General features: G+C 56.0%; 25 protein-coding genes. 6 read left to right on the top strand and 19 right to left on the bottom strand.

The window, feature by feature from the left end:
- Positions 1-2: 2 nt before the first annotated feature.
- The 16 genes from FPV09_RS01675 to FPV09_RS01600 form a co-directional block, all read right to left on the bottom strand.
- The gene (locus FPV09_RS01675; RefSeq protein ID WP_148882140.1) at positions 3-569 is read right to left on the bottom strand and encodes a hypothetical protein; all 567 of its coding nucleotides are present in this window, start codon (positions 567-569) and stop codon (positions 3-5) included.
- A gap of 86 nt (positions 570-655) precedes the next feature.
- The gene (locus FPV09_RS01670; protein ID WP_148883598.1) at positions 656-3,328 is read right to left on the bottom strand and encodes a valine--tRNA ligase; all 2,673 of its coding nucleotides are present in this window, start codon (positions 3,326-3,328) and stop codon (positions 656-658) included.
- Between the two features lie 220 nt (positions 3,329-3,548).
- Entirely contained in the window at positions 3,549-4,493 is a 945-nt protein-coding gene (locus FPV09_RS01665) for an MFS transporter (protein WP_246112289.1), read from the bottom strand.
- A gap of 307 nt (positions 4,494-4,800) precedes the next feature.
- On the bottom strand, positions 4,801-5,232 hold the full coding sequence (locus FPV09_RS01660; RefSeq protein WP_148882139.1) for a hypothetical protein: 432 nt from the start codon (positions 5,230-5,232) through the stop codon (positions 4,801-4,803).
- Positions 5,220-5,789, bottom strand: coding sequence for a hypothetical protein (locus tag FPV09_RS01655; RefSeq protein ID WP_148882138.1), 570 nt, complete (start codon positions 5,787-5,789; stop codon positions 5,220-5,222). The genes FPV09_RS01660 and FPV09_RS01655 overlap by 13 nt, the downstream gene beginning before the upstream one ends.
- Before the next feature lie 36 nt (positions 5,790-5,825).
- Positions 5,826-6,317, bottom strand: a complete 492-nt coding sequence (locus FPV09_RS01650) for a hypothetical protein (protein ID WP_148882137.1) — start codon at positions 6,315-6,317, stop codon at positions 5,826-5,828.
- Positions 6,301-6,867, bottom strand: a complete 567-nt coding sequence (locus tag FPV09_RS01645; protein ID WP_148882136.1) for a hypothetical protein — start codon at positions 6,865-6,867, stop codon at positions 6,301-6,303. Before FPV09_RS01645 ends, FPV09_RS01650 begins: the two co-directional genes overlap by 17 nt.
- A complete protein-coding gene (locus FPV09_RS01640) occupies positions 6,864-7,673 on the bottom strand; it encodes a class I SAM-dependent methyltransferase (protein ID WP_246112288.1) in 810 nt (269 codons plus the stop codon). The genes FPV09_RS01645 and FPV09_RS01640 overlap by 4 nt, the downstream gene beginning before the upstream one ends.
- A gap of 49 nt (positions 7,674-7,722) precedes the next feature.
- A complete protein-coding gene (locus tag FPV09_RS01635) occupies positions 7,723-8,679 on the bottom strand; it encodes a hypothetical protein (protein WP_148882135.1) in 957 nt (318 codons plus the stop codon).
- Entirely contained in the window at positions 8,676-9,938 is a 1,263-nt protein-coding gene (locus tag FPV09_RS01630; protein ID WP_148882134.1) for a DUF58 domain-containing protein, read from the bottom strand. The genes FPV09_RS01635 and FPV09_RS01630 overlap by 4 nt, the downstream gene beginning before the upstream one ends.
- Positions 9,938-10,912, bottom strand: a complete 975-nt coding sequence (locus FPV09_RS01625) for an AAA family ATPase (RefSeq protein WP_148882133.1) — start codon at positions 10,910-10,912, stop codon at positions 9,938-9,940. The genes FPV09_RS01630 and FPV09_RS01625 overlap by 1 nt, the downstream gene beginning before the upstream one ends.
- Positions 10,909-11,946 carry a hypothetical protein gene (locus FPV09_RS01620; RefSeq protein WP_148882132.1) on the bottom strand — a complete coding sequence of 346 codons (1,038 nt, stop codon included), beginning with the start codon at positions 11,944-11,946 and terminating at the stop codon, positions 10,909-10,911. Before FPV09_RS01620 ends, FPV09_RS01625 begins: the two co-directional genes overlap by 4 nt.
- Positions 11,933-15,484 carry a transglutaminase domain-containing protein gene (locus FPV09_RS01615; RefSeq protein WP_148882131.1) on the bottom strand — a complete coding sequence of 1,184 codons (3,552 nt, stop codon included), beginning with the start codon at positions 15,482-15,484 and terminating at the stop codon, positions 11,933-11,935. Before FPV09_RS01615 ends, FPV09_RS01620 begins: the two co-directional genes overlap by 14 nt.
- A gap of 84 nt (positions 15,485-15,568) precedes the next feature.
- On the bottom strand, positions 15,569-16,537 hold the full coding sequence (locus tag FPV09_RS01610; protein WP_148882130.1) for an aminotransferase class I/II-fold pyridoxal phosphate-dependent enzyme: 969 nt from the start codon (positions 16,535-16,537) through the stop codon (positions 15,569-15,571).
- Complete coding sequence (gene cbiB, locus FPV09_RS01605) at positions 16,522-17,406, bottom strand: adenosylcobinamide-phosphate synthase CbiB (protein WP_148882129.1); 885 nt, start codon at positions 17,404-17,406, stop codon at positions 16,522-16,524. Before cbiB ends, FPV09_RS01610 begins: the two co-directional genes overlap by 16 nt.
- Positions 17,403-18,140 carry a uracil-DNA glycosylase family protein gene (locus tag FPV09_RS01600; RefSeq protein WP_148882128.1) on the bottom strand — a complete coding sequence of 246 codons (738 nt, stop codon included), beginning with the start codon at positions 18,138-18,140 and terminating at the stop codon, positions 17,403-17,405. The genes cbiB and FPV09_RS01600 overlap by 4 nt, the downstream gene beginning before the upstream one ends.
- Positions 18,141-18,182: 42 nt before the next feature.
- Here FPV09_RS01600 and cobZ point away from each other — a divergent pair, with 42 nt between their 5' ends.
- Genes cobZ through FPV09_RS01575 form a run of 5 tightly spaced genes read left to right on the top strand, consistent with a single transcriptional unit; the run spans position 18,183 to position 20,288 of the window.
- Entirely contained in the window at positions 18,183-18,611 is a 429-nt protein-coding gene (gene cobZ / locus FPV09_RS01595) for an alpha-ribazole phosphatase CobZ (protein ID WP_058939446.1), read from the top strand.
- Positions 18,612-18,642: 31 nt separating this feature from the next.
- On the top strand, positions 18,643-18,852 hold the full coding sequence (locus FPV09_RS01590; protein WP_245610457.1) for a hypothetical protein: 210 nt from the start codon (positions 18,643-18,645) through the stop codon (positions 18,850-18,852).
- The gene (gene cobS, locus FPV09_RS01585; RefSeq protein WP_148882127.1) at positions 18,849-19,535 is read left to right on the top strand and encodes an adenosylcobinamide-GDP ribazoletransferase; all 687 of its coding nucleotides are present in this window, start codon (positions 18,849-18,851) and stop codon (positions 19,533-19,535) included. Before FPV09_RS01590 ends, cobS begins: the two co-directional genes overlap by 4 nt.
- A gap of 4 nt (positions 19,536-19,539) precedes the next feature.
- Positions 19,540-20,079: an NTP transferase domain-containing protein gene (locus FPV09_RS01580; protein ID WP_148882126.1), complete on the top strand. Its 540-nt coding sequence runs from the start codon at positions 19,540-19,542 to the stop codon at positions 20,077-20,079.
- Positions 20,076-20,288, top strand: coding sequence for a hypothetical protein (locus tag FPV09_RS01575; protein ID WP_148882125.1), 213 nt, complete (start codon positions 20,076-20,078; stop codon positions 20,286-20,288). Before FPV09_RS01580 ends, FPV09_RS01575 begins: the two co-directional genes overlap by 4 nt.
- Here the strand turns inward: FPV09_RS01575 and FPV09_RS01570 are convergent.
- Positions 20,285-21,736 (bottom strand): cobyric acid synthase, encoded by a 1,452-nt coding sequence (locus FPV09_RS01570; RefSeq protein WP_148882124.1) that lies wholly within the window; start codon positions 21,734-21,736, stop codon positions 20,285-20,287. The genes FPV09_RS01575 and FPV09_RS01570 overlap by 4 nt on opposite strands.
- 68 nt (positions 21,737-21,804) lie before the next feature.
- On the opposite strand from FPV09_RS01570, the gene cobT reads away from it, so the two are divergent.
- Positions 21,805-22,815 carry a nicotinate mononucleotide-dependent phosphoribosyltransferase CobT gene (gene cobT, locus FPV09_RS01565; RefSeq protein ID WP_148882123.1) on the top strand — a complete coding sequence of 337 codons (1,011 nt, stop codon included), beginning with the start codon at positions 21,805-21,807 and terminating at the stop codon, positions 22,813-22,815.
- On the opposite strand, the gene FPV09_RS12115 is transcribed toward cobT, so the two are convergent.
- Both FPV09_RS12115 and FPV09_RS01550 read right to left on the bottom strand, forming a co-directional pair.
- Entirely contained in the window at positions 22,790-23,116 is a 327-nt protein-coding gene (locus FPV09_RS12115) for a PIN domain-containing protein (RefSeq protein WP_246112287.1), read from the bottom strand. The genes cobT and FPV09_RS12115 overlap by 26 nt on opposite strands.
- 344 nt (positions 23,117-23,460) lie before the next feature.
- A complete protein-coding gene (locus tag FPV09_RS01550) occupies positions 23,461-24,054 on the bottom strand; it encodes an adenosylcobinamide amidohydrolase (protein WP_148882121.1) in 594 nt (197 codons plus the stop codon).
- Positions 24,055-24,071: the final 17 nt, after the last annotated feature.

The following is a 24,071-nucleotide window of genomic DNA, read 5'->3' as shown; positions in this document are numbered from 1 at the left end:
AATCATTTGAAATATCCCCTTCGGATTCCAGCAAGAACGAGCAGTGCGAGGAGACCAACCCGAAGGGCGAACCTCTGGGCCGCGGAGATTTTGGGTATTGGGAGGTTGAGGTAAACGATCAGGGCCACCACTGCCAGCACTACAACGACGGCCTTCAGTTTTCTTTTCCACCATGGGTCAGGAACTTCAATCCTGCCCTCAAAAAGATCTCTGGCAAGATTTTCAAAGCCCTTTTCGCTTGTTATTATGATCTCCGTGTCCCTGGCCCTCAATCTCCTCAGGACCATATCCTTCACGGTGGTAAAGTCTGCATCATCAGACTCCCGGCTCTCAGAATTCTCCCGAATCATCAAAATCCCCACGTTCGGGATCGCGTAGATGTCTCCGAGCAGCTTTACCACGATCGAGCTACCGTTTTCCTCGCAGATTGCCTTCAGAATCTTCGCAGCATCCTCAGGGGTATGCAACTGAATGGGCTGAAGTTCCATCAGCTCAAGTTCCTTCGAGAGGGAAATCCATTCCTCCGGCGCTTTCACCCGATCAACGTAGTAAACCGTCCATCCGCCCATTCAACCACCGGCCGGATTAAAAATCCAGACCTTAAAAGAGTTACGATGTACGATTGTTCAAGAAAGAACGGAAAAAGAGTAAAACCTCAGAAGAACACCACAACGGCGTCTCCCACTACGGCCGTTTCAACCTCTTCGCCCTCGCTGAACACCGCCTTTCTGAGCACGATGTCCTCCTTGCCCAGCTCAACCTTCTGGCCGTCCACCTCAAACTCGACCTTTCCTGCCTCTTTGAGTGCCTTGGCGACTTCCCTGGCGTTCTCCTTGAGGTAGGCGGTGATCTTCGGCACGAGCTTGCCATAGCGCGGTCCCACCGTTCTGAAGTTGGGCTTTATCTCGGTGATGCGCTCCTCCAGGGCCGGCTCACCCTGGATTATCTCCAGCCTCTCGATGTTCATGGTTCCTGCGATGTCCTTCTCGATGGCCTTCAGGGCCTCATAGCTGTCGGTGGCGTAGATGGCCACGTGCTTGAGCTTGGCGTTCAAAGCCAGGCCGTGGCCGTTCTTGTAGCGTCTCATGGCACCGACTATCTCTCTGGCCAGCTCTCCGAGCTTCTCAGCCTCCTCGCTTATCCTGCCCTCATCGTACTTCGGCCACTCAAGGAGGTGCACGCTCTTGGCACCGACGTGGCCCTTGAACATCTCCTGGTAGAGCTCCTCGGTTATGTGCGGGGCTAACGGAGCGAGGAGGAGCATCACGTTGTAGAGCAGCTCGTAAAGCGCTGCTTTCGCCTTCAGCTTGCTCTCCTCATCGTCGCCGTAGAGGCGGTGCTTGATCATCTCGATGTAATCGTCGGCCACCTCATGCCAGACGAAGGTCATCAGCTCTCTGGTGAGCAGGTTGAAGCGGTAGCGCTCCATCTCCTCGGTGGCGAACTTGATGACGCGGTGCAGCCTTGAGAGTATCCACCTGTCGATCGGCTCAAGCTCCTCTGGAGCTTCCTTCGGGTCGAAATCGCTCAGGTGCCTCTCGGCGAAGCGGTAGATGTTCCAGACCTTCTGGAGGAAGCGGTAGTTGTAGTCGACTGTCTCCCACTTGAACGGGTGGTCCTCTCCGGGCGGAGCGAGGGCGGTCCAGAGCCTCAGTGCATCGGCGCCGTACTTCGGGATCACCTCATCCGGGGCGACAACGTTGCCGTAGCTCTTGCTCATCTTCCTGCCGTCCGGGCCGGCCACCATTCCGTTGATGAGGACGTCGTCCCAGGGCTTCTCGCCGGTGAGGACGTGGGTTCTGAATATCGTGTAGAAGGCCCACGTCCTTATGATGTCCGTTCCCTGCGGCCTGAGTGCGGTCGGGAAGTTGTGCTCGAACCAGCGCTTGGCCTCTTCGTCGCCCTTGATGGCCTCGTGCCACCGGGTTATGATGAGCGGGGTTATACTGGAGTCTATCCAGCAGTCGAGGACGTCCGTTACGGGCTCAAGTTCGGCACCGCAGACCGGGCACTTCTCCACGGGCGGCTTGTCGAAGCGCGGGTCAACCGGAAGGTCTTCCTCCCTCGCCGGAACCACGTGGCCGTTCTTGCAGACCCAGAACGGGAGCGTCGTTCCAAACACGCGCTGCCTGCTTATAACCCAGTCCCAGTCCATTGAGTCCGCCCAGTCCTTCAGGCGGAGGAACATGTCGCTCGGGTACCAGTTGATCTCCTCCGCGACCTTCACTATCTCGTCCGTGAAATCCCTCACCTTGATGAACCACTGGGTCTTGGGGAGCAGCTCGATGGGTGCCATACATGAGCTCCTCTCGGTGTGTCTCAGCACGCGGTGGTGGACCTTCTTCCTGTCGTAGAGCAGGCCCATCTTTTCGAGGTCTTCAGCGATCTTCTCGCGCACCTCTTCCGACTTAAGGCCGGCGTAGGGGCCGGCGTTCTCGTTCATCGTGCCGTCCTCATTGATGGCAATTATAACCGGCAGGTTGTAGCGCTTCTGCCAGACGACGTCCTGCTCGTCACCGTATGTACAGTTGTAGACCGCACCGGTTCCGAATTCAGGGTCAACGTCCTCATCGGCTATAACAGGCACTTCCCTCTCGAATATCGGGAGCTTTACCTTCTTGCCCACAACGTCCTTGTAGCGCTCGTCCTCCGGGTGGACGAAGACGGCAACACAGGCGGGCATCAGCTCGGGCCTGGTCGTGGCTATCGGGACGTGCCCGCTCCCATCCGCCAGTGGGAGCTTGATGTAGTAGAGGTAACCATCCTCCTCAACGTAGCCGACTTCAGCCTTAGCCAGACTCGTCCTGCAGCGCGGGCACCAGTAGACCGGGTGCTTGTCGCGGTAGAGCATACCCTTCTCGTAGAACTCAAGGAGGGACTTCTGCACGGCAGCCCTGTACCAGTCGTCCATCGTGTGGTACTCCAGGTCCCAGTCTGCGGAGTAACCTATCCTGATAAACTGGTTGCGCATCGCCTCGATGGCCTGCCAGGTCCATTCAACACACTTCTTGAGGAACTTCTCCGGCTCGTCCTTGCTGATTCCGAACTCCTTCTCCACCTTAAGCTCGGTCGGCAAGCCGTGGTTGTCGAAGCCCTGCGGGAAGAGCACGTTGTAGCCGGTCATTCTCTTATAGCGCGCTATGATATCGATCCAGGTGTGACTGAGCACGTGACCGAGGTGGAGCGTTCCGCTCGTGAACGGGGGCGGGGTGTCTATCGCGTAGCTCGGTCTCTTCTCGTCGAGCTCGTACTTGTAGATTTTCTCATCCAGCCAGAACTTCTGCCACTTCGGTTCAATCTCGTTCGGGTCGTAGGTCTTAGGAAGCATGGGCATCACCTTTTCGGTTTTTTGAAGATGGGTTACCCTCAGAAGGGCGGCTTAAAAATCTTAGCAACGCCGGTGGTGCCGGAGTAAAGGCTAACCAAGAAGCGCGGAACGCATGGGATTCAAAGGTTGAAATCAGCGTTACGGTGGACGATAGGCACCACCAGGGTATAGAAATGAGCCCGAGGTTTAAAAATTTTAGGGTTAAAAAATGAAAGAACCCTCATTCTTGATCGAATTCCAAGAGCAACAGCAGTGAAATGGCAGATGCGAGGGCAAGGATTCCGGCTGTTTCATACGCTGTTTCCAGGCCAAAGGAAGAGGCCAGTGCTCCAACGAAGATGTTCGCAGCCGCCATGAAGCCACTTGAGATGGTGCTCATCGCGGAGTTAACGGTCGAACGGGCTTCGGATGAAATGAATCTGTTCCTGACAACGGCCATCACCGGAAATCTGGCTCCCAGCGTGATTTCAATGACAAAAAGCAGCAGAATACTGGGTGCAAGGCCCTCCACAAGGCCGAGGAGGAGTATCTCAAGTCCCCACAGTGCCGTTAATGCGGCGAGTGCCCTTGGTGTGGGACTGATTTTCTTTGCAATCAGCGCTCCCCCGGAGGTGGACAGCACCATCAGTGCAAAGAGCAGACCCATGTACGTCTCTGGAAGTCCCCTGCCCGAAAGCAGTATCATCCAGAACGTGAAAAACGCCCTGGCGGAGAAGCTGAGGAGGAATGAAGCAGCCAGAAGGAAGTGAACTGCCCGGTTGTGCCTGAGCTCGTGCAGACCCTCCTTGAGCACCTCAACGTAGCTCTTTTTCAGTGTCCCGTAGTTGTCCGGCAGCAGGAGGTACGCCGTGAGGGCCGATGCGATCGAGAGCAGTCCCGCGGCTAACACGGGCAGATTCGGTGCGAGTGACGCCAGATAACCCGCGGAAAGACCACCAGCAAATCGAACCGGCCCTGAGAGCGCCTTGACCCTGCTGAGGACGTCTTTGACCCTGTTGCCGTCGCCAAGGGAATCGTACAGCCAGGGTATCATCGTCCCGCTGACCAGCGCCGCCCCGAATCCGGTCATTGCCGAACCTAGGAGAACCATAGGAAGGCCGCTGGAGAGCGCTATCATCAGGAGTCCGGTGCCGAAGAGAGCACTCCCCGCTGCGTATGTTTTCACCCTGCGTACCTATCCGCAAAACCGCCCGTTGGAAAGTCCGTTAGGAGCTGGACGATCTCAGAAACGCCCTGAACCAGGCCAATCTCCGAAAAACTGAGGCCCACCGTTTTAAGCCACAGGCTCAGGTAAGGGCCCAGTACCGCCGAGTCCAGCGAACTCAGCAGTGCCGCCGCTGTGTAGCGCCATTCCAGACCGCGCTTTCCTCCTCCCGTGAACGATATGCATCACCCCTGTACAGAAGTGGAGGGGGATTTAAAAATTTTGGGATCAAAGAACGAAGGGACTCATCCCCTCTTTGGACTCATCCTCAATCGCGTTCGGGGAGGTAGGCATAGAACCATGCTCCAATCTCTTCAATCCACTCACTCTCTCCGCTAAAGCACTCTTCAAACCTCAGGTTTCCACACTCAAAGACTCCGCAGTCCCCTTCAACCTTTCTGAAGCGCCCAATTATGCGGTACCTCGGGAGTCCTCGTTCCCGCGGTTCCTCCTCTAACAGGAATCTCTTCTCCCTTGCAGGCCTAGTGGCTTCGGAATACTGCAGGCTAATCACGACGTCCACGTACGAGTTCTCCCGCCCCACGAGCTTCAAAACGTCCTCTGAATCGGGCAGGAACGCCACCAGGACCTTTCCAACGGGTTCCACGAGGAAAAGGGCATCGCCGGAGTGAACAACTCCAGTATAGTCCTTAAATGGATGCAGAGATATCAGTTTAAGTCTGCTGGTTATGATTTCCATACCTTAACCCTCCTGAAGTCCTCCAACACGTAACTATAAAACCTAACTTTCCTCAGCTCAACCCACGCACTCTTCACAGGTTTTGGCTTCCTGGGCCATTCTTTCATATCCGAAAGGTCTATCCTGAGGGCATCGCGCACAAAGAAGGCCTTCCCGTTTTGAGTCTCCAACCACCCTTGGATTGGAAACCTCAGGTTTCCGCACTCAAAGATGCCCCACTCCGGCTCAAAGATTTTGAAAAGGCCCACCAGGCGGTAGCGTGGTGCCGGAACTTCAGAATCCGGGGGTTCGAGAGTGATGAGCGGCCCCCAAGCATTTTTTACGTTAAACGCTTCAAAGTACGGCGGGTCGATATCAATATCAACGTATTGGCCTTCGAGTTTTGAGAGCTTCTCAGCCTGCTCTCCAACAGGAATGAAGACGCTTATTTTGACGTCCAACGGTTCCACGAGGAACTCAGCTTCCCCCGAGTGAACCACTCCGTCGTAGTCCCTAAATGGGGTAAAAGAAAGGAGCAGAATCCTGCTGGGCACGATATACGGCGTGCTGTCCAGCAACAGTGGACACCTCCATGTTGGAGTTTCCCCTGGACTTTAAGCGGTTTTCTGCGAAGTGCAGAACAGCCCTTGAGGTTGCTCCGGTTCTTCCTGAGGGGTCACCTCTGCTTGTGCAAACAGGAGTCTTTTCCCTCTCGCAGAAATCCATCCCTTTCGGGACAGCCCTTCAATCCTGAAAGGTATTCCGAGAACGTCCACAAGTGATTCCCCCACGTGATAGCCCTTCACCGAATAGACAACGCCCTCGCTGGAGAGAGAAGCTCTGAATTCGTACTCTCCCCCATCAGAGGTTCCGATTTCGCTGGCGTCGAGGGCAAAAACCAGAAAAAGTTCTCTCCCATCCCGGTAGGCTGACTCAACCAGCTCCTTAAACTCCTCTGGGATAAGGACATAAGGAACTGGAATCCACGGGTTCCAGCCTCTAAGGAAATCACGCTTGGTTTTCCCGTGATTTCTCCTAACGAGGAAAACTGCCCTTTTGCCATCAAAATAAGCGACCCTGGCAACGGCCCTAAAGCTCTGGCCCATTAATACCCCCTCCACTAACTGTCCCAGTGTAAAACCACGGGAAAGAGGCCGTAATGAAGTCGCCAGTCCGAATTCCCAGTCCTCTGAACTTCTCATAAGGGAGGTCCATATACATTGGAATCCCCAAGGGACGGATTTCGATGAGCACTCTTTCCTCCGATTGGTTGATTTGGGTAACTCTTCCTTCAACGATGATTTCCTGCTTCACGAACCCCCTCATTTTCCTCCACTTAACTTTTCTTTCCCCCAGGTTGTACCTTTTGGCGGGGTAGTAATATCGGTATTCGATTCTCTCCGTTCCCGTTTCATCTCCCATTATATCCTCTGGAACCGCCGTTAAGGTCAGCTCCACGGGTTTTCGGGTCTTGAATGAGCGGACGACCTCTGGGTGAAGTGACTCCTCGTGGTTTCTAATGTCCGGAAGGACTATTCCGTGAGGGATTGTTAGTAGCGCGAAGTGTTCGTCCAACAGTCCCTGAAATTCTGGCAAATCCAGAACGTCAAGGTTCAAGACGACGCCTTTCACGGGAGCGGGCATCATCGGAATCACCTACGGGGTTGTTTGAACGAAGGGAGAAAACCGTTTTCTTTGTAAGTACGCGAACTTCCATATCTCACCGCTACCAGCCAGTACCGCCGGTCGTTGGGCTTCAGCTCGTGGAGGTCTCCGTAGATTTTGACCTTCCTGAAGTGCTTCTCAGCTAGGAGTCTCATCTCCCTCGGGGTGCAGATGTTGAGCTCGTCGTCCACTATGAAGGCCCTAACGCTCCCGTCGGGCTTCACTATCTGCACGAGCCTCTTGAAGTGGAGTTTCTGGAAGGCGGGTTCAACAACTCGCCAGTCGGTTATGATTAACCGCTCATCGCCCTTCCGCTCGTCCCATACTATCGGGCCGTCCCTTCCGCCGTAGTACCAGCACGGGAAGTCGGCGATGAAAATCCCGCCCGGCCTGAGAGCCCGTTTTACAGAATTAAATAATTCCTGAATTGTAAAATCATCGAAATACATGATTGAAGAGAAAAACATCGTTATCGCGTCGAACTCTTCCTCAAAATCAATCTCAAGCGCGTTTCCCTGAATGAACTCGACGCTAAGCCCTTCCCTTTCGGCCTTTCTTCTCGCAACGGCAAGCATCTCTTCGTGGAGGTCGAGGCCTGTAACTTGATATCCCCTCCTTGCGAGTTCGAGGGTTGGAATCCCGGTTCCACAGGCAAGGTCTAGGATTCGCCGTACTTCCCTTTCCGCATCCTCTCTAAAGAGTCCCTCCACGAAGTCTATCTCCTGAGAAACCCGCTCGACCCTCCGTCTGTAAATCGCGTCGTAGTACTCGGCAAGGGCCGTGTAGAGTTCGTGCATGGTACCACCAGAAATATGGACATATTTTCAAACAAAAGATTTTCGGCGCTCAGAACTCAACGGGCCACATGTTGGTGTACAGCAGGAACCGCGTATCCCCGTCGGTGCTCTCCTTAACCTTTCTAAGCGGCACCCTCTTGGTGGAATCCTCCCCTTCTCCCACCCCCAGATTCTTGACGTAAAGGATCACCCTCTTTGGCGGTTCTTTGACTTCCGTTTCTATCCTTATCTCCCGTTCCCTCATTTCACCGCCCCGGGTCAGCACGGTTACGACGAGGTCGTCCCCTCCCTCGATTTTCCATGAATAGCTCCTGCCCAGCGGCATTCTGGCTTTGATTACCAGCACGTTGCGCCTGGCCTTCCCACGCCCGAAGATGCCCATGCTGAACGACATCCCAAGCGCGAGGAGAAGAAGCGGAGGGGCGAGGTAGTACAGCTCCCCGAGATCCACCCTTCTCCCTGTGAGGTAGTCGATCGCCCACAGGAACACCAGGGCAGACGTTACCATTGCCACGGCCATCACTAAGAGGGAGGGGTAAACGACGCCCGCAACGTCCCCCGCGGGAATTTCCCACTCACTTATAATCCTCTCCTTCTCAAGCAGCTCCCCGATGTAGTCGTCAACTATCGAGACAACGACGAGCACGGGGATGTAGAAGAACGCCCGTGAAGTTGGGAGTAGCACGTTTTCCCTCAGTGCATCCATCAGAGGTGGGTACAGGGTCGGGAACGCTGTTTCGACCAGGGGGGAGGCCCTCATTATCAGGTACAGCATGTTCGCGAAGTAAGAGAGGGAGATCAACCACCCGGGGGATTCACCGTTGAGAACTATAAACCCCACCAACGCGGCCACGCCGAGGCGGATCAGCGTTTCTGGAGCGGCGATCCCGAGTCCACCAAGAAACGCCGTCAGGGGGGCTATCGAGGTCAGCATGTCCGAAACTATGAGTACCATTGGTACCAAAACTGCCAGCCTCAGTGCCGTCAGGACGTGATCCGTTCTCATCTTATCAGCCTCACAGTTTTTGTGACGACGGAGGTCACGTCTTCCCTGGTCGGATCCCAGAGGATTGAGTAAACACCCGCCCTTAGAAGGTCGTGCCGAAGGGCCCGCTTCTCCAGCAGTATCAGCGAGCTGACCTCCCTCTCCAGAAGTGAGTACGTGGACACATCGAACACGAGCATTGGAAGCCGTTTATCCCTGTATATCGGACGAAGCCTTCTTATGCCCTCCCTGACCTCCGCCAGTCTTTCGGGGAGCAGGTTTGAGACGTAAATCACCAGGGGTGTGTAGCGGATAAGCACGTGCTTGAGGCCCTCCACGGCGCGAACGAAGTCCTCCTTTTCAACTTCAACCTCTTCAAGCTCCAGGAGCGTTTTAACCAGGATATACAGCTGCTTTGACCCGGTGGCGGGAAGGATGAGCTTTCCGTGGCCCACTACGTAGAGGCCAACGTTGTAGTTTCTCTTTGTGAAGTAGTACGCCAGGGAAGAGACGAGCTGGATGCTGTATTCCAGGGGGTTTTCCACGGAGGAGCCAACTTTGGAGCCTGTTGCGTCTATGATGAAAAGCACCGTCTTTTTGCCCTCCTTCTCGAACTCGTTTACCAGAACCTCACCCTTCCTGGCGGACGCCTTCCAGTTTATGAAGCGGACGGGGTCGCCCGCGCGGTACTCCCTTATCTCCCTGAAGTCCGTGGAGGCCACGCCCCTGATGGAGACACTCGTCACGGGGATGGGAATCTGGGACTTTGTAACGGGCGTTCTGGTCCTCTTCGGAAGGCTTACGCGCGGCAGCACCGATAGGTAGGTTTCTTCACCAAAAACACCCCACCTGCTCGGTTTGAGCCCAAAGACGTGGTAGCCCATCACCTCACTGCGGCCGATGCGGTATCTGCCCCTCTTCGCGGGTTTGATGACGTACTCATACTCCACCACCAGTTCCCGGGGCCCCTTGAAAAACGCTCGGACGTTGCTCCCATCCACCAGCGCGAACTCCTCCGGGAGGGCGTCCCTTATCACCACGAAGCCGAGGCCGCGCCTGACCTTGAGGCGCACGCTGACCCTCAGTTCTTCCCCCACCCGAAGGTTCGTTTTGACGAGCTCACGCTCAACCGATATTCCCTCCGGGGGATCGGCCAAAAGCCCCACCGCCAGCACCGTCATGGGAATTACCGCCAGGTACGCCAGTCCAGGCATGGAGAAAATTATTCCAGCTGCGATGAACCAGAGGGCGGTGGAGATGAAGGAGCGAGCCGCGGTCATCACTCCTCACGCTCGAACTCTTTGGGAACCGGGACCCTCTTAACCGCCGCCTCGACGATCTCCCGACCGCTCACCCCCTCAAAGGCGTACTCCGCTCCGAGGACGATTCTGTGGGCCAGCGCATCTATAACGTATCTCTTAACGTCATCGGGAACAACGAAATCCCTGCCGTTCATCATGGCGTTCGCCTTGGAAACCTTTAGCAGCGCCAGAGCGCCTCTGGGGCTCGGGCCCGCCTCGACCCTTTCGTCCTTCCTGACCTCCCTGACGATTCCCGCGATGTATTTGAGAACCTCATCGTGTATAAACACCTCGTGCTCAACGAACGCCTGCATCTCCAGGAACGTGCCCCTGTCCATGACCGGCTCCATGTCCGCCGTTGGGTCGTCCTTGCCCCACGATATCCTGGCCTTGAGGATTGCCATCTCATCTTCCAGGCTCTTAGGATAGCCCACGCGCAACTTGAGGAGGAACCTGTCGAGCTGGGCCTCGGGGAGGGGGTAGGTTCCCTCGTACTCGATGGGGTTCTGGGTGGCTATCACGAAGAAGGGCCTCTCAAGCTTCAGGGTGTCGCCCTCTATCGTGACCTGGCGCTCCTCCATTGCCTCGAGCAGCGCGGACTGGGTCTTGGGGGGAGCGCGGTTGATCTCGTCCGCCAGAAGAACGTTCGTGAAAACCGGCCCCTTCAGAAGCTCAAACGTTCCGAGGTTTTGCCTCCAGACTTTGGTCCCTATGATGTCGCTCGGCAGCAGGTCGGGCGTGAACTGAACCCTGCGGTACTCCAGGCCGAGGGCGCGGCCGAAGGCCTTAGCGAGCAGGGTTTTCCCCAGACCCGGATGGTCCTCAAAGAGGACGTTTCCATTTACGAGAGCCGCCGCCAGCGTTTTCCTTACAACCTCCTCGTTGCCGATGTAAACCTTGGAAACCGCCGAAACGACTTCATCGCAGAGGGTTGCGTAGGACTCCGCGTTCATCTTTTACCCCCCATATACTCTTCAATCTTTTCGATGGCAGATTTAACAAGCTGAAGGCGCCTTTGGAGGCGTTCCCTCTCCCGCTTCCTGATCAGCCAGTTCGGAGTGAACACCGAATAGCACTCCTCCTCGTACTCCACGATGGGCTCGGTGAGCTCTCTAACGGCTTCAATGTTTCCCATGGCTTTTATGCCGTAGTAAGTCAGGAACGTCACGAGCGGGCCCTTCTTTTTACGGAGAACGAAGTCTTCCACCGCTCCCTTCACACGTTCGAACTCCTCGTCCCCGGTTATAGATATCTCCATACTGTGCTTTTTCCACTCCCCCACCAGATAGTTCTCAAGGTTCGCCGCCGAGAGGTGGTTCTGCACGGCCATCGCCGCCAGCAGGGTTGCGAAGCCTATCGTCCCCCACTCCAGGTAAAACACGTACTGTGGATAGTTCTCAAGCATGTAGGGCCTGAGCCCGGCGTACAGCCCCAGGAGTACAAAGAGCAGTATTATTCCGGCGGCGTTTCTCTCCACGAAACGGCTTCCTATCAGGCCGGAGCGTTCAGCGACAACGAGTGCGTACACGACCACCGATGCCGCCGCGGCGTAGAGGAACGCGGGGGCTATAATGTATCCCCTGACCAGCTGGCCGCTGAAGAGGTAGAGGGCGTAGAAGACGAGGGCCACTCCCAGGCCCCGGGTTAGAAATCCCGGAACCTCCGGGAGCTCCGGTGCAATGCTGGCTACGGTAACCCCTGCCGCAAGAAGGGCCAGTGGGAGCTGGAATTCCAAGCTGGTGTACGGTTCGGATGGCAGGAGATAGAACGCGAGTGCAAAGCCGGCCCCCTTAACGAGTTTGGAGGCAACTTCCCCGTAATTGGGGAGCAAAAGCGAGAGCCGGAAGAGGAGGAAAAACAGCAGGAGCACCTCGATGCTTGCCACGAAATCCCCCAGGTATCCGCTCAGGAGGGGGTATCCCGAAAGGGCATAGACGAGCACCATGAGGACGGGATAGAGAATCAGAGAGGTATCAATCTTCCCCATAGCAGTCACCTCCCACCAGTCGGGACAGGGACCGATAGAACTCCATGAACTCCCGCCTTCCAACGGGATAGAGGCTGTACCTGGCGACCTCGAAAAGGTACGTGACGGTCTTCAGGTCCCTCCAGTCGTATTCACCCCGCAACCTGTGGGCAAGTTCCTCCGGGGCGAGGTCCTTACCCCCCAGCCCCTTTCTCCTGGCGAGTTCGAGGAAGCATCTGTCGTAGAGCCTCATTATCTCCTCCCTGTAGTCCACAACCCACACTCTGGCCCATCCCCTAACTTTCTCACCCTTTGCGAGAAGTTCGTGAACCCCCCTGGGCAGCACCAGTTCAAATCTATTCCCCGTTCCGGCTGGCTTACCGTCGACGAAGAGCTCAACGGGAACGTCGCTCGTGACGGTGATTTTCTCGCCCTCGCCGTAAACCGGCGGCCTTCTGTCGGGATGAAGGATTGGCGCGTAGCGCCTTTTCTCCAGCCCCTTGAGTGCGGAGGCAATCCCAATCCTAAGCGCCGCGATATCCTCCTTCCTCCGGTAGACGAGCACCCCTGCGGGCAGTATGATGAGTCCCGCGAGAATAAGGGCGTAAGGCGGCCGCCTGGCCACGGAAACCTCGAACTCCGCGGTGGAGGGGAGGTAAAACTCGTCCCCTTCAAAGACCGCACTGGCCCCCTGCCTCCCGCTTTCACTCGGCCGAACAGTGAAAAGGGCCGTGCCGTTCATGTCGGTTCTGGCGCTGTGGTTGCCGAAGAGGTTGAGGATGACGACCATTCCCGGGACCGGATTGCCGAACGCATCCACGAGCCTGACCGCGATCGTGGCGTTCTCCCCCTCCCGCATCTCGCCGAATTCCACGGTTATGTTGGTGGGAGAAGCCAGAGTCACAGGGATGCTCTCCAGAAGAACGTCTTCGTAGGTAAAGAAAACGTTGTAAATCCCCGGGGAAACGTTTACGGGAACGGTGAAGTTAAAGCGCCCCTCCTCTAGGACGCTGGTGAAGCGGCCCATGGGGGTCGAAAGGGACACGCTACCGGAGTCGACGCCCAGAATCGAGCCGTTGATCGTGATGTTCCGGCCTATTATCCACCTATCCGGAACGGTTACATTGAGCTCGACCGCGGTGATGTTTACCGCCGCCTCCGCACCCAGATAGTACCTGCCTCCCCCGTACGATATCAGAACGTGGTGTTCCCCGGGCATTTCCAGAAGCAGGGGAGCCGTGAAGACGCCGGCGGAATCGGTGGTAACGTTGATGTGAAAGCTTTCATCCAGGCTGACCTCAATCGTGGCGTTGGGGACGCCGTTTCCAATGGAGTCAACGAGCTTTCCCCCAAGTTCGAACTCCCCGGTCTTCGTCACCACCCGCTCCTCAATCTTAATAGCCGTCCTGTCCCTGACGATTACCTCCGGGTCGCTGTTGGACGGGAGGTAGTAATCGTTTCCCTTGAAGTGGGCCACGATCTGATAGTTCCCCAGGGGAAGGCCTGGAGGAACGGAGCACTCAACGCTGAAGCGTCCGTTTACCGAGGCACCCCTGCCAACCACCACACCGGGGGAGTCCTTGCTCTCGTTTAGGGTCACGTACACAGGGCCGTCAACGGGCCCTCCGTTTTCGTCGGTTACGGTTCCGTTCACCCAGAAAGGCTGGTTCTTTAGTATCTCGGTCGGGTAATCCGTTATCCTCGTCCGGGTGCGCCCGAGAACGCGCAGGGGAACCTGAAGGACGACCGCTGTGTCGTCGGAGGTTCCGGTTATTTTGATGGTGTAGTCCCCGGGCCTTGAGGGCGCCGTTAAGAGGAGGTCGGATTCAAAGTCGGGGATTCCCGACTCCTTCAGGAGCCTGTACCTGCCGGGGTACTCCACGTCCAGGTTAACCCTCCCGAAGTACCCCTCTCCCGTGACGTAGATCCTTACCCCTCCGAGCTCCCCAGTTGCGAGGGTGAGGTTTTCAGGTTTTGCCTTCAGCGAGAACTTCCCTCCCCGAACTATGACGGTGAACGTCTCGGATTTCGTCCCGCTCACGGTACCGCAGTATGAGAGAGCGACTTTGACCGTTGGATGATACGTGCCCGGCTCCGGAATTCCCTTCATGCGGAAGGGTTTCGTGATGTTCGGTGCAATCGTGGAGCTGACCGAATACAGCTCACCCATGCTGATTTTAACGCTGAGTTCCGGTTCGCAGCCGTTTACCTCTCTGAGGCCGTGAGGAATCACTGTAACGTAAACCTGAAAAGACTTGTTGACCTCGGTGACAACGGGATTCGGTTCGATCAAGATGTCGAAATCCGGGCCGGTGAGGCTCTGGTTCTTCGGTTTCTGCGATTCGCTCACCCCAACGGTCCCGTTGCCCTGTCCCCCAGCGGGGGCCGTGGCATCAAACGTAACCCACCCGATGCCCTCAAAGGGCACCTCCGCCCACGCGTGGGCCTGTATCGGGTGCACGGCCTGCTCGGCGGGAGTTTCCTTTATCAGATATCCAGTAACCAGCCTCGCGGGGATTCCGTTCAGTCTGGCCAGAACCACAAAGGCCGTGTTGAAGTCGATGCAGACCCCTCTCTTTGAGTGGAACAGGAACCATTCGAGGGGGTCGATACCTTCGGGGGCGGGGGGTGCGTTCATATCAAATTCGTAGTGCGTGCGAAGATAGCTCTCTATCGCCATCGCCTTCAGGTAGTCCCCTTCAATCCCCGCGGTTATGTTGCGGGCGAGCTCCAGAACCATCTCACTCACGTTCGGAGTCTGGAGGTACCGGGTAGAAGCGGTGGTTTTCGCTCCCTCCAGGACAGTATCCGGGAATATATAGTGTACGGTTTTGAAGGAGTAGTTCCAGACGATTCCGGAGGTCCCGAACAGGTGGCTCTCATCGTAGTATCTCAGATCACCCGGCGCGCTCACCTCTTCGGTATAAAGGGCCGTCAGGAGGTTGTCCGCAATTATCGGGGACGCCAGAACCACCATGATGTTGTCCGACACCTTTGTGTGCTCTGCGATGGGGAGCGGCAGCACGCCCCGGTTTTCAGTCACCGGGGTCTCGTTCAGGCGATACCACGTTCCGTTCAGGTACGTGGCATAGACGCCACCCCTGAGGTACGCGGTGTGGGCTGCCCCGCTCACGGTCATGACGATTCTCTCGGTGTCCTCCCTGCGGAAGCCGTTCCTGCGGAGGTCTATGGACTCGGGCTCTGTGAGGATACCCGTGCCGCTTGAGTTGCTTCCAGGGGGCTGGGACGGGTAGCTCATGTTGCTGTACTCCTGACTGAGATTGAAAGAGACGTTTCTTAGGGATGCCTCACGGGAACTGCTGTTTAGCCAGGGGTAGAACCGGGAGAGGTCTGAAGTGGCGTTTCTTATCTCCGATTTCTCCTCTGACTGCTCGGGACTTTTAACCCCCAAAAGGTTTTCAATGCTGGCGATTCTTGAACCATTGCCTGCAGAGGCCCCTTCGGGGGTGCCGTAGAGCCTTGTAGGCACCTGGTTTATCGATGCTATCAGGAGCAGGGTGATCAACATGGCTAACAGTGCGGAAACATACCCCCTCAAGGGAAACACCGCTCGATCTTTACTAAACGCTGTTGGTATCTGGGTTATTTAACTATTGCTGTCGTGTTTCCACAACACGTATTGTTAAAGGCCGTTTAAAACACGCCTGAACTCCGCAATTAGAGTATCATTCTCCTCCGGCTTCCTAACCGAAAAGCGGACGTATTCCGGCAGACCGAAGCTCGTGCAGTCCCTCACGAGGATTCCGTGCTCTCTCATTGCTTTAACGAACTTCCCTGCATCCTCTACGCGCTTTATGAAGAAGTTGGCGTCGCTCTTGACGCCCAAAGCCCTCTCAAGCCTCCCCTTCTCGCGCCAGATGAGAGGCATCGTCTTTTTGAAGTGCTCAAAGCGATCTTCGATTACGAACTCAAGAAATGCCAATCCCGTTGAGCCTATGCTCCAGGGCATTCTGACGCTTCTGAAGGCCTCCTCAAAGCCGAGGACGTAGCCAACTCTTATCCCCGGCAGGCCGTAGCTCTTCGTGAAGGTTCTGAGCTTTACGATGTTCTCCCCTTCGGGGCTTTCTGGGTTCTTAACGAAGTCTATGAAGGCCTCGTCGAGGACGAGAAGCGCTTCCTTATCCTCCACGACGTCGAGGAGGGGCTTAAGCTCCTTAACGCGGTAGAACCTGCCGTCGGGGTTGTTAGGGTTGCAGAAGAAGACTACAGAGTTTCTCTCGACGCGTTCGGCCAGCTTTTCCGGCTCGTTCGGGCCTTTGACAACCTCAGCCCCAAAGATTCTGGCAGCTCTTTCATACTCGCCGTAGGTGTGGCGAGGGACCAGGACTTTTCTTCCCCTCAGCGCGAGGATTCCGAGGAGATAGAGGGCCTCCGTGATGCCCGCCGTCACTGTGAGAGGTTCCCCCACCAGCTCGGCGAGTTCCTCCTCAAGCCTCTCGTAGTAGGGGTAGCGGTTGCTAAGCTCTTTCGCGCGTTCAAACATTTCGTCAAGCCATTCCGGAGGATACGGGTTGAGCGATGCCGAAAAGTCGATTAAACCATCTTTCCTCGCTCCACCATGGTAGGTTGAAAACTTCACGGGCTCAAGCATGGGAACACCTCCTTTGCGAGGAGTAGAGCAACGATAATCACCCATTCGGCAACGACCAGCCAGTAAACTTTCAAAGCGCGCATTATGTCTTCATTAGTTGGCTCTCTGCCCGGAAAGCGGTAAACGCCGGGCTTCTCCAGCCAGACTCCAATGACCGCGCTCATCGCAGCGATCGGCTTGTCGGAGTTGAGCTTGAAGCGGGCGAGGCGGTAGTGCTGGAGAACCTTCCTCCCTCCGAGCGGGAGATAGAGGAGAACCGTCAAGCGAGCCGGAATGAAGTTGAGGATGTCATCTAATCTGGCGGAAAACTTGCCGAAGAACTCGTAGCGTTCGTTCCGATAACCGAGCATCGCATCGAGCGTGTTCACCGCGCGGTAGACCAGCGCACCCGGAAGGCCGAAGAGGAGAAAGTAGAAGAGCGGCGCAATCACCGAGTCGTTGAGGTTCTCGGCGAGGCTCTCTATCGAGGCCGAGTTGAGGTGTCCTTCATCGAGGTTCTCAGTGTTTCTGCTGACTATCATTGAGACCGCTTTTCTCTTCTCCTCGATGTCTTCAGTTACCGTTCTTGCCACGTGTTCGTGGAGGCTCCTAATCGCGAAGGAGCTCTTGAGGAGGTAAACCGCTAAAGCGTAGTTCAGCGGCAATGGGAGGCAAAACGGGAGGAATGAGAGAGCCAATGCAAAGATTATGACGATTATGGCCACCAAAGCCCCTGCAAGAAAATCCGGGGAATGACCCCTTCGCTTCCACCTGCTATCAAGAAAGCCGGCCAGCTTTCCGAACCACACGACGGGGTGGACTAACGCCGGCGGTTCTCCGAGGAGCAGGTCCCAGAGCAGGGCGAGGAGAAAGACCATCAGAACGTTCATTCCCCAAAGGCCTCCTTTATGGTCGAGTACTCTTCCAGTATTTCCTCGTTTGGTTCCCTTAGGCCTCTGCGCACATACCAGGCCGGGTGCCTGAGGTGGGTGAACTCAAAGCCGAGCCGTTTTAGAGCCTTCTCAGCCGTCCTGCCGATGGCGAAGATGGCTTTTGGCTTTACCACCTCAAGCTCCCTCTCGAGTAGCTCAAGCTCGCCCTCACCGAAGCCCCTCAGCCTGTTCTTGGGCGGGTTGCACTTCACGACGTTGGTTATGTAGACGAAGTCTGGATTGAGGCCGAGGGTGAAGAGAGTCTTTCGGAGGAGCATGCCTGAGGCGTCGCGATAGAAGCATATCCCCGTCTTTCCGCAACCCTGCCTCCCTGGGGCCTCGCCAACGAGGACAATTCCTGAGCCAGCCCAGCCGTTGGCGAAGGGCAGTCCTTTAAACTCGCCGACTTGGAGCTGATAGCGGTGGTATTCCTCGCGGCAGAACCTCAGGGGATCTTTGAGAAGCTCGCGGTAGAGGCCCTCAAGCTCCTTAGCGATTTTTTCATCTTTTTCGTCCATAATAAGAAAACGCTGTTTCGGATTGTAAATCGTCCGGGCATATACCCCATACGTTCCCTCATCGAGACTGACAAGGTCTCTCCAGTCCCGGATAAAGAGGGGTGCGACCTTGAAGTTCCGGGGGTTTATGTAAACACCACCAACTTTTCTGAGCTCTTTAAACCTCAGCAGCATAAAGGATAAAACATCCAACTGCTTTATAATTCTGGTGGTCGCATGGACATTGAAAACCTTCTTGGCCGGCTTGAATCAAAAGGTGTAACCCTCGGCTCCATGCTTGAAACTGCCATGGAACTCTACATAGGGGAGGAGCGGGGGAAAGTCGAGCGAAAACTCAGGGAGCTGATGCTTCACTACCTTGGGGACATCAACGTTCAGGCTTTGCTCACGGCCGCTTTACTTCTGGAAGAGAACTTTGAAATTGAAGGCGACCCGGTCAACCTCGTCGCCGATGAGCTGATTGGAATAAGCATCGCCGAATACATCGGCGGCAAGATGGCGCTCTTCAACTTCTTCTACTACGACACGAGAAAGCCCGGAATCCTCGCGGAGCTACCTCCATTCTTAGACGACGCAATCGGAGGATTTATAGCGGGCTGTATGACAAGACTCTTTGAGGGTGATTATGGTGGCCAGAGAGATTGAGGCCCGGAAGTGTCCCCTCTGCGGTGGAACCATGGTAAAAAGCAAAACTAGAAGGGCAGGTTATGCCCGCTTCTTCTGGGCGCCCCCCTGGAAGAGCAGGTTAACTGGGATACTAAAGCCCGTTATTGAAGCGACACCCTGGCTCTGCCTTGACTGTGGAGCGGTGATAGCGTTCGTTGATGAAAACGAGCTGTCCGCTCTGAGGCAGGAGTTCGAGGAAAATCGTGAGGTGAGCCTGTGAGAAACCTCCTTCCCTTTTTCACTCGACTGCCGGTTAGGGGAGACTTCGAGAAGGCCCGAGGAGAGCTCTGGGCGCTCCCGCTGGTTGCCTTCCTCAGTTCGGCCCTTCCAACCGCAGTCCTCTACCTCAATCCTCCGCTTGGGAACGTTTTAGCGGTTCTTGCGCTCTACTTCACGATAGGCCTCCTCCACCTCGATGGCTTGGCGGACTGGGCGGACGGGATAATGGTCAAGGGCGATAGGGAGAGGAAGGTAAAGGCGATGAAAGATTTAAACACGGGCATAGCGGGGGTTTTCGCTGTCGTGATGGTTCTCCTCCTGCAGGTTTACTCGCTCCCACTCGTTCCGGTCTACGCGCTCTTTTTGGCGGAGCTGAACTCCAAGTTCGCCATGCTCCTCGCTCTGGCAACGAGGAAGCCACTGGGGAATGGTCTCGGGGCATATTTCATGGAGGGAATGAGCGGGAGACAACTCATTCTTGGAACTGCCCTCTACGTTATCTTGCTCCTCCCAGTGGTTTTCCTTGAGCCACGCTCCATCTCATTCCTTCTAGGCCTGCTGGCAGGGCTTTACACCATTCACGTTTCCCTGCGGAACTTCGGCGGGCTTAACGGCGACTGCATCGGGGCGGTGGCGGAGATCACGCGGACAGGGACGCTCCTCATAGTGGCCTTATTGGGGTGAGCCGATGATAGTCATCATGGCCGGCGGGCGGTCGAGCAGAATGGGCAGGGAAAAGCCCGTTCTGAGGGTCGGCGGGGTGCCGATGCTCCTGAGGGTTTACTGGGAGGCCGAAAAGGTGGACGAGATTATCGTCGCCCTCTCAAGGAACACCCCAAGGACAAGGGAGCTGTGCCTCCGCGAGGGAGTTCCATTCGTGGAGACGCCCGGAAAGGGCTACGTTGAGGATATAATATATCTCCTCCGCGAGTTCGGGCCGTTCGTGGGCGTTTCCGCGGATTTACCCTTCGTCAGGGCCGGGGATTTTCAGGCCATAGAACGGGCCTTTGACTGGAAAACGAGCCTGACGGGCGTTCTTCCCTTGAGGCTGGTTCCGAGGGACCTCAAGCCTGTAACTTACAGGGGCTACGCGATAGTCGGCCTCAACGCCGTTGGAACCGAAGGCGAGGAGTTCTTCGAGCTGAGCAACCCGCTCTTAGCTTTGAACGTGAACACACCGGAAGAGTTAAAGCTCGCCGAGAGGATAGCGAGGCTGGTGGGGAAATGAAAGGGAATGAGATTAAAGGGGCCGTCGCATTTGTCCTCTTCCTGCTCCTCGCAGTCCTGTCCCTCTTCGGTTTCCTGCTCTTCGCGGTGGTTCTGATAGCGGTGGGCCTGCTCGTCTTCCTCGGCTTCTACATCTACATCCACCTGAAGCTCTGGTGGACTAGGAGGCATCCGCCGAAGGAGCTTGAAAGCCCAGAAGATTATTTTTAAAGTCCCAGCTCCGCTAGAATCCTCCCCACGTCGAGGTTCTCCTCAACGAGCCTTGCGAATCTCTCGATTTCCTCCTCTATGATCCAGCCGGCAACTGAGACCGGCTCAAGACCTTTCTCCCCCCTCAGGAGGTTCAAAAAGCGCTCGGTGAAGGCGAAGTTGTGGAATATTCCGTGCAGGTACGTTCCAAAGGCACTCTTCCCGATTGCACCCTCAGGCTCGAATGTTCTGGCCCCGTTCACCGACGTTATGACCGAGAAGGGCCTCTCCGAGGTGCTCCTGCCGAAGCGTATCTCGTAGCCCTCGACTGCCATGCCCTCAGCTGGACCCCAGAGAACCTCGGCCTTAAGGTGATTGGTTCTCTTCGTTCGCTCGAAGACGGTTTTGGCCGACAGGAGCCCGATGCCCCTAACCTCTCCCCGCCTGGACTCGACGTTGTCGATAATCTTCTCTCCAAGCATCTGGAAGCCGCCGCAGATTCCGACGACGAAGGCCCCATCCCGGTGGGCCTGGAGGATGGCATCTTCAAAGCCGTTTTCGCGCAGCCAGAGCAGATCCTCGACCGTGTTCTTGCTTCCGGGGATTATCACGACGTCGCCCTTGATTTCCTCTGGCTTCGTTACGTAGTCAACGCCGTTCGCCCAGTGAAGGGGTTCGAAGTCCGTGAAGTTGCTGATATGTGGGAGCTTGATTACCTGAACCTGAAGCTCACCCTTGACCTTGGGGAACTCCGCGAGGGAGTCCTCTTCCGGGAGGCGGTGCTCTACGTAGGGGATAACGCCGAGGGTCGGCTTCCCGTAGCGCCCCTCGAGGTACTCAAAGCCCGGCTCAAGGAGTGATTTATCTCCGCGGAACTTGTTGAAGACGAAGCCGATTATCCTCTCCCTCTCCTTCGACCTCAAAAGCTCCATCGTGCCGACTATGCTTGCGAAGCTTCCACCCCGGTCTATGTCCGTCACGAGAATTCCCTTCGCGTTCGCGCGGAGCATTACGCGCGTGTTGGCTATGTCGTAGTCCTTGAGGTTAATCTCAACGGGACTGCCAGCCCCCTCGATGATTACAAGGTCGTGTTCCTCCTTGAGCTCGTCGAGAACGGCCATCGCATTCCTGAAGAGCTCCTCTTTCCTTGAGAGCATGTAATCCCTCGCTGAGACGCTCCCTACTGGCTTCCCCATGAAGACGACCTGGCTCCGCATTCTTCCTTCGGGCTTGAGCAGAATGGGATTAAACTTCACGCTCGGCTTCTTCCTGCAGGCGATAGCCTGCAGATACTGTGCCCTGCTGATTTCACCGCCCTCGATGCTCGGAGCCGAGTTGAGGCTCATGTTCTGGCTCTTGAAGGGGACGACGTCGTAGCCGAGGTTCGAGAAAATCCGGCATAGTGCAGTAACGAGGAGCGATTTTCCCGCCCCGGAGGAAGTTCCAAGGACCATTAGAGCCTTTCCCATCCTCCCACCGGTTGGAGTTGGCCGAAGGACATATAAACCTACTGGATAAAAACTCCAGCGGTGGTGTCATGAAGAGCCTCATGCTTGTAGTTCTTGGAAACACAGAGATAAGCACCGTTCCGGGAATAAGCGTTGCAGGAGCGACGCCCGAGCTGACAAAGCTCACTCCGCCGGCAGATGCGGAGTACCTCTTCTACGAGATGCCGAGGATTATTGACGTGATACCCGTTACCCCCGAGGGGCACCCAACGCCGGCAATCATAACCAAGGCAGCCAGGGAACTTGCCGGCTTTCCCCTGATGATAGTCCGCGCCGGCACGTATCTGGCGCCTCTCGTTCCCCACGTGCACATCAGCGGACACGTTGGCAGGGATTTCAGGAAGGAACCCGCCCTCCCGGAGTTCGGGGAAATCGTTCGCCTCGCCAAGCTCTTCGGTGAGGAGCTCAACAAAACCGGCTTTGAAGAGCTTGTTATCGGCGAATCCACACCCGGCGGAACTACTACAGCCCAGGCGGTCTTACGGGCCCTTGGCTATGACGCGCGAACCTCCTCCGCCTCCCCTAATAATCCAACCGACCTCAAGGAGAGGATCATCACGGAGGGCTTTCGGCGGGCCGGGATTGAGGCCGGAGACCTAGCGGAGAGACCTCTTGAAGCCCTCAGACAGTTCGGCGACCCCATGATTGCCGCGGTGGTTGGAATTTCCATGGGATTCAGAAAGAATGTCGTTTTAGCGGGAGGAACCCAGATGCTGGCGGTCTCTGCGGTACTCAAGGGGCTCGGTGAGAACATGGACAGGTTCATGATAGCAACCACGAAGTGGGTAGTTCAGGACAGGAGCGCAACGTTCCTTGAAACTGCGAAGGAGATAGGGGTAATAACCTACGCCGCCGATCTAGACTTCTCGAAGAGCGAGTTCAGGGGGCTGAGGGACTACGAGAGGGGCTACGTGAAGGAAGGGGTTGGGGCTGGTGGGGCCACGTGGCTGGCCGTGAAAGCTGGGTTCTCTCCAGAAGACGTCAGTGGAAAAGTGGAGGAGCTTTACAGAAGACTCATGGAGATGAAACCGTCTCTCTGAGCAGTTCAGCATTTATTCCAGCATCTACCGCCTTGTCATACATCTTTTTATCATCGGTTATTAACTTCGAATTGGTCATCATGGCACAGGCCAAGAAAAGGACATCAAAACCGCTTGCTTTCGTAGTGATTCCGAGGTCGATGGCAGTTTCGAGGAGATAAACGTCTGAGTATAGCAGGGAATGTTCAGTGAGGAAGCCAATTGCAAGCCTTGAAAGGGCGGGACTGTTGGAGGGGCGGGAGACAACAGATGCAGTCTCCACGAGCATAACAACCGGCTCATGTAGCAGTATCCTACCCATGGTTACCTCCGTCGAGAATGGACTTCATCTTTCTGTGGAGGGCAAGTCGAGAATAGGAGATATCGTCCGCTTTCCGACGCTTTGGTGCAATGAAGCCCTTCACAAAGACACTAGTATCGAGCACGACGTTAGTAGTCATAGTCCCTCTCCCTCATCTTCCGTATCATGTGGGTTATGTCCTCCACGTCCTCCGTGTATTCCGTTTCCTTCTCAGCGAGTCTGATCAATTCCTCCAGAGTAACTGCATTTTGGAGTTCTTTCAATCGTATCTTCAATAACAGGTCTTGTGCATCAAGGAAAAGCCTTTCCACCTTAGCTTCGACTGATTTTTGTAGGACTTGAAGTTATTTAACACTTCTCGTCATCTCCCACTTTTCAATGCTCTCCTCAAGTGCCTTCCTGATGGCTTTTCCGATGCTTACTCCAAGCTCCGTCGCCGTCCCTGCCCATTCTACCCCACCTTCCGGAGCAAAAACGCCGATCCCATCGCTCGTCGTCCCGGTGGCGTTGTAGCCAAGCCTCAGCAGTGTGTAGGTCTTCGCCTCGGTTGCCGTCATGATGGCGTTCGCCATGGCCCCGACGGTAAGCCCATCACCTATGACGAGGGCGATGTTTATCGTCCCCGGTGTCCAGGGAGGTGGCACATCACCGGCCACGGCGGGGTTCGTTATCCCAGCCGTGACGTAGGCCGTAACACTCCCGCTCATTGCAACCGAGAGAACCTTACCCACCTCCGCGGCAGTCATGAAGCCCACGAAGTTTTTGAGCCCGTGTTCCCTCTCAAAGTCCGCACAGTCCTTCCGGTAGTTCCCGGCGTAGTTCTTGGAGACCATCATGAAAAAGAAGCCGTTTGCTTTCGTCAGGCCGCCTCTGTGGGGTGCGTTGCTCAGAGCGAGCAGCGGCTCGTTGAAGCGCTTGATGAAGTGATCGAACCTCATGAACGACCGTCCGCTCC

It is taken from the genome of Thermococcus aciditolerans (genome assembly GCF_008152015.1).
GTDB classification, from domain to species: domain Archaea; phylum Methanobacteriota_B; class Thermococci; order Thermococcales; family Thermococcaceae; genus Thermococcus; species Thermococcus celericrescens.
This window is presented reverse-complemented; position numbering and strand designations above follow the sequence as displayed.

Bases quoted from the DNA above. Each gene is read 5' to 3' on its own strand.
- FPV09_RS01620 (WP_148882132.1), bottom strand. From the start codon at position 11,946: ATGGGGAAGATTGATACCTCTCTGATTCTCTATCCCGTCCTCATGGTG.
- FPV09_RS12115 (WP_246112287.1), bottom strand. From the start codon at position 23,116: ATGGGTAGGATACTGCTACATGAGCCGGTTGTTATGCTCGTGGAGACT.
- FPV09_RS01610 (WP_148882130.1), bottom strand. From the start codon at position 16,537: ATGCTTGAGCCCGTGAAGTTTTCAACCTACCATGGTGGAGCGAGGAAA.
- cobZ (WP_058939446.1), top strand. From the start codon at position 18,183: ATGGACATTGAAAACCTTCTTGGCCGGCTTGAATCAAAAGGTGTAACC.
- FPV09_RS01670 (WP_148883598.1), bottom strand. From the start codon at position 3,328: ATGCTTCCTAAGACCTACGACCCGAACGAGATTGAACCGAAGTGGCAG.
- FPV09_RS01625 (WP_148882133.1), bottom strand. From the start codon at position 10,912: ATGAACGCGGAGTCCTACGCAACCCTCTGCGATGAAGTCGTTTCGGCG.
- FPV09_RS01600 (WP_148882128.1), bottom strand. From the start codon at position 18,140: ATGCTGCTGAGGTTTAAAGAGCTCAGAAAAGTTGGTGGTGTTTACATA.
- FPV09_RS01640 (WP_246112288.1), bottom strand. From the start codon at position 7,673: ATGCACGAACTCTACACGGCCCTTGCCGAGTACTACGACGCGATTTAC.
- FPV09_RS01550 (WP_148882121.1), bottom strand. From the start codon at position 24,054: ATGAGGTTCGATCACTTCATCAAGCGCTTCAACGAGCCGCTGCTCGCT.
- cbiB (WP_148882129.1), bottom strand. From the start codon at position 17,406: ATGAACGTTCTGATGGTCTTTCTCCTCGCCCTGCTCTGGGACCTGCTC.
- FPV09_RS01675 (WP_148882140.1), bottom strand. From the start codon at position 569: ATGGGCGGATGGACGGTTTACTACGTTGATCGGGTGAAAGCGCCGGAG.
- cobT (WP_148882123.1), top strand. From the start codon at position 21,805: ATGAAGAGCCTCATGCTTGTAGTTCTTGGAAACACAGAGATAAGCACC.
- FPV09_RS01660 (WP_148882139.1), bottom strand. From the start codon at position 5,232: ATGGAAATCATAACCAGCAGACTTAAACTGATATCTCTGCATCCATTT.
- FPV09_RS01580 (WP_148882126.1), top strand. From the start codon at position 19,540: ATGATAGTCATCATGGCCGGCGGGCGGTCGAGCAGAATGGGCAGGGAA.
- FPV09_RS01575 (WP_148882125.1), top strand. From the start codon at position 20,076: ATGAAAGGGAATGAGATTAAAGGGGCCGTCGCATTTGTCCTCTTCCTG.
- FPV09_RS01590 (WP_245610457.1), top strand. From the start codon at position 18,643: ATGGTAAAAAGCAAAACTAGAAGGGCAGGTTATGCCCGCTTCTTCTGG.
- FPV09_RS01570 (WP_148882124.1), bottom strand. From the start codon at position 21,736: ATGGGAAAGGCTCTAATGGTCCTTGGAACTTCCTCCGGGGCGGGAAAA.
- FPV09_RS01630 (WP_148882134.1), bottom strand. From the start codon at position 9,938: ATGACCGCGGCTCGCTCCTTCATCTCCACCGCCCTCTGGTTCATCGCA.
- FPV09_RS01635 (WP_148882135.1), bottom strand. From the start codon at position 8,679: ATGAGAACGGATCACGTCCTGACGGCACTGAGGCTGGCAGTTTTGGTA.
- FPV09_RS01650 (WP_148882137.1), bottom strand. From the start codon at position 6,317: ATGGGCCAGAGCTTTAGGGCCGTTGCCAGGGTCGCTTATTTTGATGGC.